The sequence below is a fragment of the Bacillus sp. S14(2024) genome, assembly GCF_050473785.1.
GTDB classification, from domain to species: domain Bacteria; phylum Bacillota; class Bacilli; order Bacillales; family Bacillaceae_G; genus Bacillus_A; species Bacillus_A yunxiaonensis.
On record NZ_JBFLUP010000006.1, the window covers coordinates 3,034,092 to 3,046,337 of the forward strand.

At 34.8% G+C, this 12,246-nt stretch carries 9 protein-coding genes and 1 other annotated feature; of the genes, 4 read left to right on the forward strand and 5 right to left on the reverse strand.

From position 1 onward, the window contains the following. Nucleotides 1-8: 8 nt before the first annotated feature. On the reverse strand, nucleotides 9-992 hold the full coding sequence (gene asnA / locus AB1279_RS15475) for an aspartate--ammonia ligase (RefSeq protein ID WP_429715125.1): 984 nt from the start codon (nucleotides 990-992) through the stop codon (nucleotides 9-11). 72 nt (nucleotides 993-1,064) lie between these two features. Beyond that, nucleotides 1,065-1,324: a binding site (T-box leader), on the reverse strand. 577 nt (nucleotides 1,325-1,901) lie between these two features. Between asnA and AB1279_RS15480 the strand changes: the two genes are divergently transcribed. The 4 genes from AB1279_RS15480 to AB1279_RS15495 all read left to right on the forward strand — a co-directional run bounded on the left by AB1279_RS15480 (nucleotide 1,902) and on the right by AB1279_RS15495 (nucleotide 6,358). Continuing rightward, entirely contained in the window at nucleotides 1,902-2,078 is a 177-nt protein-coding gene (locus AB1279_RS15480; RefSeq protein ID WP_020060606.1) for a DUF3934 family protein, read from the forward strand. 464 nt (nucleotides 2,079-2,542) lie between these two features. Next, nucleotides 2,543-4,183: a peptide ABC transporter substrate-binding protein gene (locus AB1279_RS15485; RefSeq protein WP_429759733.1), complete on the forward strand. Its 1,641-nt coding sequence runs from the start codon at nucleotides 2,543-2,545 to the stop codon at nucleotides 4,181-4,183. A 711-nt stretch (nucleotides 4,184-4,894) separates the two neighbouring features. Continuing rightward, nucleotides 4,895-5,320 carry a MarR family winged helix-turn-helix transcriptional regulator gene (locus tag AB1279_RS15490; protein ID WP_429759734.1) on the forward strand — a complete coding sequence of 142 codons (426 nt, stop codon included), beginning with the start codon at nucleotides 4,895-4,897 and terminating at the stop codon, nucleotides 5,318-5,320. A gap of 3 nt (nucleotides 5,321-5,323) precedes the next feature. After that, entirely contained in the window at nucleotides 5,324-6,358 is a 1,035-nt protein-coding gene (locus tag AB1279_RS15495; protein WP_429759736.1) for a beta-carotene 15,15'-monooxygenase, read from the forward strand. Nucleotides 6,359-6,557: 199 nt separating this feature from the next. Here AB1279_RS15495 and AB1279_RS15500 read toward each other — a convergent pair whose 3' ends face one another. From AB1279_RS15500 to aspA, 4 genes are all read right to left on the reverse strand, one after another. Next, nucleotides 6,558-7,490, reverse strand: coding sequence for a response regulator (locus AB1279_RS15500; RefSeq protein ID WP_429759738.1), 933 nt, complete (start codon nucleotides 7,488-7,490; stop codon nucleotides 6,558-6,560). 4 nt (nucleotides 7,491-7,494) lie between these two features. Then, nucleotides 7,495-8,805, reverse strand: a complete 1,311-nt coding sequence (locus tag AB1279_RS15505; protein ID WP_429759739.1) for an ATP-binding protein — start codon at nucleotides 8,803-8,805, stop codon at nucleotides 7,495-7,497. A 95-nt stretch (nucleotides 8,806-8,900) separates the two neighbouring features. Beyond that, a complete protein-coding gene (malS, locus tag AB1279_RS15510; RefSeq protein WP_429754337.1) occupies nucleotides 8,901-10,634 on the reverse strand; it encodes an oxaloacetate-decarboxylating malate dehydrogenase in 1,734 nt (577 codons plus the stop codon). Between the two features lie 52 nt (nucleotides 10,635-10,686). Then, complete coding sequence (gene aspA, locus AB1279_RS15515; RefSeq protein ID WP_429759741.1) at nucleotides 10,687-12,126, reverse strand: aspartate ammonia-lyase; 1,440 nt, start codon at nucleotides 12,124-12,126, stop codon at nucleotides 10,687-10,689. Nucleotides 12,127-12,246: the final 120 nt, after the last annotated feature.

Sequence of the window (12,246 nt, forward strand, 5' to 3'; positions counted from 1 at the left end):
TTTTCTTTTTAGAATAAGTGAATGTTTTGCTTTTTGCACTCTTCACGCATTTCATCTGGCCATACAGAAGTTTGAACTTCGCCAATATGTGCTTTGCGTAAGAAGTACATGCACATTCTTGATTGTCCAATGCCACCGCCAAGTGTAAGTGGAAGTACGTCCTCTAAAATACCTTTATGGAAATCATATTCACGTTTGAAGTCTTCCCCTTTTATTGTTAATTGTTCATCAAGAGATTTGCTGTCAACACGAATGCCCATGGATGATAATTCAAATGAAGACTGGAGTACTGGATTCCAGAATAAGATATCTCCGTTTAATTTCCAATCATCGTAGTCAGATGCACGTCCATCATGTTTTTCGCCAGAGCGCAGCGCCCCTCCGATTTCGCTAATAAAGACTGCACCGTATTCTTTCGCAATCGCATGCTCACGATCTTTCGGTGTTAATTCTGGATATTTATCTTCAAGCTCTTGGGATGTGATAAATACGATATCTTCCGGTAAGTACTTACCAAGGAACGGGTATTTTTCAAATAAATGCCCCTCTAAATCTTTGAATATTCCATAAATTGTTCGTACTGTTTCTTGTAAGTAATCTACTGTACGCCATTCTTCTTTAATAATTTTTTCCCAATCCCATTGATCAACGTAAATGGAATGCGTTGCATCGAGCTCTTCATCGCGGCGAATTGCGTTCATGTTTGTATATAAACCTTCACCAGCTTCATATCCATATTCATGCAGAGCAAATCGTTTCCATTTCGCTAGTGAATGTACAATTTCTAATTCTTCTCCTGAATGCAGCATATCAAATTCAATTGGACGCTCTACACCGTTTAAATGATCGTTTAACCCTGACTTTTTCGTTACAAATAATGGTGCAGATACGCGGAATAATCCAAGACGTTTTGATAATTGCTCTTCAAAAAATGTTTTAACTTCCTTAATCGCGATTTGTGTTTCTCTTACTGTCATTAATGTTTGGTACATGTTGTTTTCCTCCTAAAATGTTTTGATGTAATGAGGAAAGAAACCAATAAAAAAAGCCCTTCTTTCCCAAAAAACTGGGACGAAAGGCTTTGGTTCCGCGGTACCACCCAAATTAGCAACAGAGGTTGCTCACTTATCAGTACGGAGAGTAGAGATATCTCGATACTGTTCTTCTTGTAACGGCGAAGTTCCCGGCTAAGTCTACTTTCCTAAAAAGGATTTCGGTTAGCGACTCCAGGAGGTTCTTCATAACAGGCTTCGTATCAGGCTCACACCACCCCTGACTCGCTTGGACTACGTCCTATTACTACTCTTCCTTTCACAGTCGTTTTACTGTCACATCTCTGAAACATTTTATTAATGTTTATTCTATACAAAAAAACAAGAAAGTCAACAAAAAGTTTAAAATATTTTTCAATTCTTTATTTTACGGTTTTTCAATAGTGTGTGATAAGAAAATATTTGAACGCAGTTCGATAAATACAATGTGTCACACACAAATGCATATAATAATCCTTATATAGTTAACTTTATAACTATTCTTTTATTCTTGCAGAAGATTTTTTTGAAATATTACCAAAAATCTATTTTCTGAAAAACATTGTATAATATTAATAAATTCAAGATTAAACACCTTTTACATAACACATTACTATCAGCAAAAATTAAAAGAGTCCTAACTGTGAAGGACTCTTTTTTCTACTTTAAAAAGATTTCTATTAGCGGGATAAACCTGAGGATTTTACGCATTACTGTCCATGTTGTGATATACTATTATATCCTGCTGTTCATTTTTATGAGCAACTGTCGGAAAGGAAAAAGTCATAAACCCAAATTTTATTTTAAAGATTTATTGACTATGGTGGAAATAGATTTGCTATACAATAATAACGGAGTGATTAAATTTATATGAGTAAAGCTAAAGGTAAAGGTGGAACAGGTAGAGGAACAGGCAGCAAGGGCTGGAACCGATGGAAAGCCAGTGCCAACAAAAAAAAGAGTGCCAAACCTTATACAAGCAAAGGTGTTAAAAAAGCGGGTGGCGCAAAGACAAACAGTAATACAGGTGACAAATCCGAAAGATAGGGACTGCTATTTACGCTTGGTATGTTTCGTGTAAGTGTAAGATAGATGTTGTGTGGGTTTATTTTGCGGAGAAAAGCAAAGATTTAAAACAACAAAACAAGTTGTTACTCATTGTAAAAAAACAACTTTTAAAATTCATTAATACGATAATCTATATTATGAAAAAAGCTATTCTTTTAGTAAGTACTTATACAAAAGAATAGCTTTTTTATGATGTGGATACAATTTTCTATTTACTCGATGACTATATGACAGAACCACTTATAGAAATTTTCAAGTTAAATTTAAAGCACAATATCGTAATCCTTTATTTTAATCGTTTCTATATTTCATGTTCATTTCTTTTGACCTGCACGAACCATATTGTATAATCCCTATAAGTTTTTATTAATTCCAAGTTTATTTTATTGAATTTTCAGAAATATATATTTATACTTATGGACAAATAAAAAGGAGGGGAAAAAATGCAAGCAAAATCAAAACTAAAGCTTTCCATTGTTTTTATTCTTGTACTTTCTATTATCTTATCAGCATGCAATCAAAACAAATCAGAAACAGCCACTACTAACACACAAGAAAAACGAAAACCCATTTTAAATATTGTAGAATCAGGCGAGATTTCAACTTTAGATTCTTCTATCGCATCTGACGGCTTATCCTTTGGTGCCCTTAATAACGTCATGGAAGGCTTATACATGCCTGGCCTTGTGGGAAAACCGGTACCCGGAGCTGCCGAATCTCATACTGTGAGTAAGGATGGCTTAACCTATACATTTAAACTGCGTGATACGAAATGGTCAAACGGCGATCCTGTAACAGCTCATGATTTTGTATATGCATGGAAACGCGCTGTAAACCCTGAAACGGCTTCAGAGTATGCGCAAATTCTATTTGATATTAAAAATGCGAAAAAAATAAACAAAAAAGAACTTCCTTTAGATGAGTTAGGTGTAAAAGCACTCGACAACAAAACATTAGAAGTTCAGCTTGAGCATCCTGTACCGTACTTCCTTGGATTACTAGGATTTGCTACATTTTATCCTTTAAATCAAAAATTCGTAGAATCACAAGGAAAAAATTTCGGATTAGAAGCAAAAAATGCAATCTATAATGGGCCATTCGTACTAGGTGAATGGAAACATGAACAAGGATATAAAATGACGAAAAATCCAAATTACTGGGATAACAAAAACGTAAAATTAGAAGAAATTAATGCTCATGTCGTCAAAGATACTTCAACAGCTGTTAATCTATTTGAAGCTAAACAAGTAGACCGAGTAACTATTAACGCTGAATTCGTAGATAAATATAAAGATAGTGATAGCTTAAAAAAATTAGCACGACCAACAACAGTTTTCTTACGTTACAATCAAAAAAATCAAGTTCTTGCAAATAAAAATGCGCGAAAAGCCATTAGCTTAGCTTTTGATAAAAAAGGCGTTGCTAATACAATTTTAAACAATGGTTCTCTCCCAGCCGACGCACTCATTCCACAGGGATTTGTAAAAGGGCCTGATAACAAGGACTTTCGAAGTACAAGTCATGTAAAATTAGAGACAAATGTTGCAGAAGCAAAAAAATTATGGGAAGTTGCTAAAAAGGAATTAGATACCCAAACTATAACATTAGAAATTGTAAGCACTGATGATTCGAATGATAAAAAGATTACCGAGTTTTTAAAAGGCGAACTCGAAAAGAATTTACCAGGACTAAACATTACATTAACGCAACTTCCTGTTAAAGTATATTTAGAGCGTGAATCTAAAGGGGATTACGAGATTTCCCTTTCTGGATGGGGAGCTGATTATCCTGATCCAATGACATTCTTAGATATGTTTATAACAGGTAGCTCATTTAATCGAATGAACTATTCCAACCCAAAATACGACGAGCTTATCCATAATGCTGGTTCTACCTTACTAACAGATTTACCTGCTCGGCGGAAGGCCTTCCAAGATGCTGAAAAAATTCTCATAGAAGATGATACAGCTATTGCTCCTATTTATCAGGCTGGACTTGTGTATCTGGAACGACCATATGTAAAAGATGTTTGTATTCGACCTTTTGCTGGAGTGTATAGTTATAAATGGGCGTATATTAAATAGTAAAGGGTATTACTTTGTAACTAGATAATAAAGTTGTTTAAAAAATATTATCAAGACCCAATTCATAAAAAGTCATAAAAAATAAAAGGTGATACATATTAGTCATATATAATATGTATCACCCTTTTACTTCTTGTTCAACAATCGGGCGCAATTAGCGCTTCATCCTCTATATCTAAAAAAGTTTTTAATGGCATCAAGACGTATATTATGATGACAATCTTCACAATAAAATAAACGATTCTTATTTTCCTTAAACTGTTTATATTGCCTAGTTCCTTCATAAACCCTAAATTTCTTTCTACAACTACAGCAAATTACCTCATATGAAAACACTTTTATCCCCCTCACATGATGCATTACTTTCGAGTAGACTGATTGAACTAACAAATATTTTATATTCAAACGTTCCTCCACAATCTGGCCCAATTGTTGAAAAACAAGAGATTTTTCATTCCACTAAATAAGATTTACTCTATCAAAATAGACCTTTTTATAAACCTCTGCGTATGCAATTTTCAATTGCTCACGTAATTTTTTATTTTCTTCCTCTAACTTCTTATTCTTACGTTTAAGCGATTCAATAAGAGCTTCCTTTTATTATACAATAAACGCAACAATATTCTGATTATTAATATTTATTCCATGTACTTTTAGTTTAGTTTATTTTATAGTTAAGTTAACTTAATTATTAAGCGAGGTGATTTAAGTGTGAAAAATAATCTTATTCAACAAATTAACAGTTTACAAAATCATTTAAACGTTCAAGTAGCAAGTAGATTTGAGCAGAAAATTGATAATCAACTGACAGCTAAGCAAGTTTTATTATTAGAACTAATCCGGACAGGTGTCACTTCAACGAAGGATTTAGCTACCCAATTGCATACTTCAACGAGTGCAGTTAGTCAACTGCTTAATAAATTAGAAACAAAAGAATACATTACCCGCAGTATTAATAAAGAAAATCGTCGTGAAATCATATTAAAATTAGCGACGAAGAGCGAGCGGTATTTCGAAGAATTGCAACTGCTCGAAGATGAAATCAATCAAAATATTTATGGACAGTTGCCCTTAGAAGACTTGAAACATTTGGTCCGTATACTTGAAAAATTAAATACGATTGTAAAAGGGGTATAATCTATGTATGTGATTAAAAGAGGAAAGTATATTTGGTTATTATTGCTTTTCGCTATTTTATGTAGTAATTATATGCTCTATCACACGCACATCGGAAATAATCTGCTCCCACCAGAAACAAATATAGTAGTATTAGGATCATTATTAGACTTAATTATTATGTTGCCTTTATTCTTTATGTTGTATAGCAAGAAGTTTTCTGTAAAAACAGCGATTATTTTATCAGCGACAGGATGTATATTAGCTAGGTTTCTAATTCCAAATCAATTTTTAGAACCCTTTATAGCTATTACTTGGGCTGGAATTGTAGTAGAGGCTGCGTTAATCATCTTTGAAGTTATATTAATTGTTACATTTGTTCGTTATATGCCAAAAATCATCAGAAAAGTGAAAATGAGCACATTACCAGTGATTTTTTCGTTCCCACATGCAGTTGATGAATATGTAAAGAAAAATCCAATTATCCATGTGATTTGTTCAGAGACGATGATGTTTTATTACGCTTTCTTTAGTTGGAAAAAGAATCCACCTACGAGTATAACACTGTATAAAAATTCCAGCCATATAGCATTTCAAATTATGATGATTCATGCAATTGTTATTGAAACATTAGGTTTCCATTGGTGGCTTCATGATAAATCGATGGTTATTTCGATCATTCTATTAGTTCTTAATATCTATTCTGTAATTTTTTTCTTAGCGGATATTCAAGCTATTCGATTAAATCCAATTTATATAAACAACGAATCTATGTTTCTCTCTCTTGGATTATTAAAGCGTACAGAAATTCAATTTGAAAATATTGAGTGTATGATCGAAGATCCAACAATTCTAGAAAGAAAGTTATCGAAAGATACAATTGATTTTATTGCGCGAGATTTTGAAAAAGTTTATCCAGAAATGATTTTAAAAATGCAAAAGCCTGTAAGAGCAACACTATTTATGGGAATTCAAAAAGAATATTCACAAATAGCTATTCGTTCTGACAATCCAACACAACTTAAAGAAATTATTTTAAATAAAATGACAAGTAACTAGTTCATTAAACTATCAATTTCATCTGTTAATCCTTCTTGAAGAAAACCAAAAGAGCCTTGCTACATAAAAATTGTAGCAAGGCTCTTACTTTTTCAGCTGAGAATCAAACGAATTTATTATCTCTATATAATTATTGTGTATACACAAAGATATTTGCTACAAACGAGCTAACATCTTTTTTCTCAGAACAGTATTCATTTTAGCCAGCTTCGGTCAACCGCTTCGCTTCAAAATATAATACTTGAATAAATTTCTTCGTATTAATTCTCGTCTGTCCAGATGAGGCAAGTTCATCCTTCGTCAATTCTGTCATCCGTTTTCGTACAATCGTAAAATCGAAAAATTTTGGAGCATAGCTTTCAAACTTCGGATTTGAAAAATCTGTTAAACCGAGAGAAGCTAAGTGATTTAGTGACTGATAAATCGCTCGCCGTACCCGTTGTTCAGAAGCTTTTCTTTCTTTATCAATGTCCGCTTCTGCAGCCGTTTCTCCTAACTTTTTAACAGTAATATGGTGAAAAATATCTTTTAATGCCGGGAATCCATACTCAAAGGTTTCTTTCTTGTCTTGCCTAAATAAATATTCCAGCATACTCAGTAAGTCTTTACTTCCGTTTTCTCCGGCAATTCCGAGTTCTGATAGTAAATATTGACCCGAATCGATAATTTTTTTCTCTTCTAACTGTGGTTCACTTCGTAATCCAGGCTTCTCCCACTGAAATACATTATTCAGTGACTTTTGAATATCTTGAATCGATCGTTCTAAACGAATACGCTCTATCACTTTTCGTACAACTGACAAAACCTCAAGTTTATTCAGAGGTTTTGTAATATAATATTCAACCCCAAGAGAATAGGCTTCACCAATTAATTGCTTCGATTCTACTTGAGAGATCATAATCACTTTCCCTGTAAACGACGGAATAATGTTCCGAACAGTTTCAATCCCATCTCGAAGGGGCATTAATAAGTCAATAAATAATATATCTACTTTTTTAAAGTTTAACTGATCTCCTTCTACGAAAGCACCATCTTCTGCTTCTCCTACTATTTCTCCAAGGTCTTCATCTTCAATGATTTGTGATAGCATAGAACGAAATACTTCGTCATCATCTACGATGTAATAAAACATCCCCTCACCCTTCCTTAGTCAAACTAGACTCCGGCAGTCTCACGATAAACTTGCAGCCTCTTTCATTGTCTCCGTCTTGTAGTATAACCTCTCCCCCGAGTTCAGTCACCATTTCTTTTATATAAGATAGTCCAATTCCTGTTGATGGCGTTCCTGTTTGATCATACTTCGAGGTAAAACTAGGCTTAAACACTAGCTCCTTATACTTCATTGGAATCCCCGGACCATTATCTATCACTTCAAATATGACGAATGCCTCTCTCTTCTTTACATGAATCGTAATAGCACCATTGCTATCAATTGCTTCTACAGCATTGGCAACTAAATTATTTAAAATCGACAAAACCGTGTATACATGATACTGCGCATGCTCTCCTTCTAAATGCTTAGAAAACAATATTTCTTTCTCTAATAGCTGCGCATACTTCTCGTTAATTCTTATAATCATTTCTGCTAGTTCATTTCCACTTATATATTCTGAAAGATTTTTATCTAAAAGAAGTTTGGATAATCCCGCAAAAATTCTTTGATTATCTTTTTTTATTTCGTGTACTTCTCCTGCAATTTTCAGCGCCTTTTTACTATACGCTTCTATGCCATTTTCAGTATTTCCTACTTTTTTCTGTTGTAAATCCCGATATAATTGATACGCTTCTTGTGTAATCATTTCCGCATTTTGCAGCGTTTTCTTCAAATGAACAGATTCCACATATAAATTAGAAAGATGCACAAACATCTTTTCATTTTCTTTCCGAACCTGAGCTTCTTTCAATTTTGTTTCATATAAATTCATCATATTTAAAAAGCCGAGGGCAAAAAAGCTTCGAAAAATAGCAATAATAATAATTTTATTAAATTCTGAAACTGTAATCATTGTACCAAGCACAAAAACGTGATACAAAGCAAGTTCTGACATACTCGAAATAATTTCAATCGTTATCCCAAAACATCCAATGAGAAATGGTTTTTGATGAAATCTGTTTACTTTACATAATGAAAAAAGACTTCCATAAACGGAATAATAAAAAAAGACTGGATAACGCATAGAAAAGGAGTCTGAAAAATGAAAAGAACCTTGTAACATCCAGTCAAGAACAATACGAAATGTTACAACAGCTGCACCAACAATTATACCTGCTAAAGCAGCTGGAATTTTCCTTAAAAATAATAATAAAAAGAAAAAAAGCGGTGTTCCAAAGCTAACACGAAACGTATCATTAAATGGATGAAAATTCAGTTCTCCGGCGATCGGAACAATCAAAATTGCAAGCATTAAAATTGAAATATCTTTCTTCCATAATTGACGCCAGTTCAAATATCCCACTTCCTATTATTTAGTATTCTTATCTTGACTGGTAATATTGAAATATAATAAGGAAAGCCCGCTTATTATATAAACGGGCTTTATTTCTATAGTGTTACCTTTTCAACTGCTTTTATTTGACGATAAACAGGTTGCCACATTGCAGCTTGAACAGCCTTCCTGATATCGTTATCATTTAATTCCTCACGAGCAACACCTTCAGATACTGCCGCTTTTGCCACTGCAATTGCAACTATCTCTGAAATATTCCGCAGTTCTTCTACTTCTGGAAGAATCGGTGCACCAGGCTGACTTGTATCTACCATGCTCGCTACCGCTTCTGCTGCCGCCGCAAACATACCATCTGTCATTACACGAGCACGAACAACATTTGTACCAAGACCAAGACCTGGGAAGATAAGTGCATTGTTAGATTGTCCAATTACATATGTAACCCCATTATATGTAACTGGATCAAATGGACTACCCGTTGCCACAAGCGCTCGCCCTTCTGTCCAAGAAATTAAATCTACTGGTTTCGCTTCCGCAAGAGGCGTTGGATTAGACATTGGTAAAATAATTGGTCGTTCCACATGAGCTGCCATCTCTTTTACGATTTCTTCTGTAAATGCCCCAGCAACTGTTGATGTACCGATTAAAATAGTCGGTTGTACATGTTTCACAACTTCAGCAAGACCAATCACTTCAGTTGTTTTCCATTCTTTCACTTCTGATTCTTCACGTGCATACGGACGTTGGAAATCAAGAAGATCCTCCATGTTATTTGTAAGTAAACCATAACGGTCAATACACCAAAAACGGCGACTTGCTTCTTCCTCTGATAAACCTAAGCGAACCATCGCATCACGTACTTGATCTGCAATTCCAATTCCAGCAGTACCCGCACCGAAAACAACAACGCGATGTTCACAAAGTGGAATACCTGAAGCTTTCACGGCTGATAACACTCCTGCAAGTGAAACAGCACCTGTTCCTTGTATATCATCATTAAATGTACATACATTATCGCGATATTTATCTAAAATTCTTCGTGCATTACGCGAACTAAAATCTTCCCAATGTAATAATGCATTCGGAAACTTGTTACATACAGCTTTTACAAACAAATCAATAAATGTATCATACGCTTCTCCCGTTACACGCGGATGACGATTTCCAATATAAAACGGATTATTTAATAATTCTTCATTATTTGTACCAACATCTAAAATAACTGGTAATACACGACTTGGATCAATACCAACTGCTGCTGTGTAAACAGCTAGCTTACCAATGGCAATATTAATACCACCTACGCCCCAGTCACCAATTCCTAAAATACCTTCACCGTCTGTTACAACGACTAAATCGATGTCTTCTGCGGTTGCACCAATGTTAGAAAACGCTTCTTCAATGCCGCTTGGATCGTCAATTGATAAATATACACCACGTGGTTTACGATACTCATGACTATACCTTTGAATCGCTACACCAACAGTTGGCGTGTATACAATTGGGAGCATTTCTCGCAAATGATCTGTAAGCAAACGATAAAATAATACTTCATTACGATCATGCAATGCTGTTAAATATACGTTCTTTAACAAGTCATCAGGCTGTGAACAAAATTGCTCATACGCACGACGCGCTTGTTCATCTAACGTTAACACTGCTGGTGGTAACAATCCTTTTAATCCTAGTTCTGCTCTTTCTTCTTCTGTAAATGCGACACCTTTATTTAAAAGTGGTGTTGCTAATACTTCTACTCCTCGTAATGTCGTTTTTAACGTTCCATCTGAGGAAACCATAAATTTACTCATACAATCCCTACCTTTATTTATAGATAACATTTCTATATTTTAAACAAAAAAAGGGGGAAAGTCCCCCCCTCTTTTAATTTTTCTTTAAAAGAGCTGCTCCCGCAATTCCTGGGTGCGTCATTTCATATGGATCTAAAATTAAATCTAATTCTTCTTGTGTTAATACACCGTTTTTCAAGCAAAGCTCTCGAACAGATTCACCAGTTGCAATTGCTTCTTTTGCTAGACGAGCTGCTGCTTCATATCCAATATGTGGATTTACAGCTGTAATAATACCAACGCTTTTTTCAACATACTCTTTTAAGCGTCCTTCATTTGCTTCAATTCCTTTTAGACAGTTATCTGTAAAAGCACGGAATCCATTATTCATAATGCTGATGGATTGAAGTAAGTTAAAGACAAGTACAGGTTCCATTACGTTTAGCTCTAATTGGCCCGCTTCTGAAGCAAGGCAAATCGTATGATCATTCCCAATTACTTGGAACGCAATTTGGTTAATTACTTCTGGCATTACAGGATTTACTTTCCCTGGCATAATGGAAGAACCCGGTTGACGAGCTGGAAGCATAATTTCACCTAATCCAACGCGTGGACCAGATGCCATTAAGCGCAAGTCATTTGCAATTTTAGACATATTCATCATACATACTTTTAACGCAGCTGATACTTCTGTATAAGCGTCTGTATTTTGCGTTGCATCTACTAAATCTTCCGCTCCAACAAGAGGAAGTTCGCTAATAGCAGCTAAATGTTTTACTACAGCCTCAATATATTGTGGATCTGCATTTAACCCTGTACCAACAGCTGTCGCTCCCATGTTTACTTCATATAAATGTTGACGAGATTGTTCGATACGCTTCATGTCACGTCCAAGTACACGAGCATATGCTTTAAATTCTTGTCCAAGACGAATTGGTACAGCATCTTGTAAATGTGTGCGTCCCATTTTAATTACATGATCAAATTGTTTTGCTTTTAATTCAAATATATCGTGCATATATCCCATTGTTTGCAATAATTCTTCTAACGAATTTAACGTTGCAATATGAATTGCTGTTGGGAATGCGTCATTTGTTGATTGCGCCATATTCACATGACTATTTGGGCTAATATAATGATAGTCTCCCTTTTCCATTTCTAATAATTCAAGGGCACGATTGGCAATAACTTCATTTGCGTTCATATTCATAGAAGTCCCTGCTCCTCCTTGAATCGGGTCAACGATGAAATGCTCATGCCATTTTCCTTCTAAAATCTCTTGTGCTGCTTGTGCAATTGCTGAACCTTTCTTAAACTCTAATCGTCCAACTTCTGTATTCGCAAGGGCAGCCGCTTTTTTCACGATTGCAAATGCTTTAATTAATCCTTCATGGATTTTATAACCTGTAATCGGAAAGTTTTCAACCGCACGCATCGTTTGAACACCGTAATACGCATGCATCGGTACTTCTTTCTCACCTAAAAAGTCTTTTTCAATTCGTACATTTTTTGTAGCTTCATTTATTGTTGCCATGTTTGTTCACTCCTCAATCTATTTTGTCCCTCATTAACAAATAATCATTCCCCTACCTCACAAGTTGTGCAAGAAATAAAAAGTTTGGCAGGAGATATACTACTCGTAAAGATCCGATTC

Excerpts from the sequence above, each read along its gene's own strand:
- asnA (WP_429715125.1), bottom strand. The coding sequence starts at position 992 with ATGTACCAAACATTAATGACAGTAAGAGAAACACAAATCGCGATTAAG.
- AB1279_RS15480 (WP_020060606.1), top strand. The coding sequence starts at position 1,902 with ATGAGTAAAGCTAAAGGTAAAGGTGGAACAGGTAGAGGAACAGGCAGC.
- AB1279_RS15485 (WP_429759733.1), top strand. The coding sequence starts at position 2,543 with ATGCAAGCAAAATCAAAACTAAAGCTTTCCATTGTTTTTATTCTTGTA.
- AB1279_RS15495 (WP_429759736.1), top strand. The coding sequence starts at position 5,324 with ATGTATGTGATTAAAAGAGGAAAGTATATTTGGTTATTATTGCTTTTC.
- AB1279_RS15500 (WP_429759738.1), bottom strand. The coding sequence starts at position 7,490 with ATGTTTTATTACATCGTAGATGATGACGAAGTATTTCGTTCTATGCTA.
- aspA (WP_429759741.1), bottom strand. The coding sequence starts at position 12,126 with ATGGCAACAATAAATGAAGCTACAAAAAATGTACGAATTGAAAAAGAC.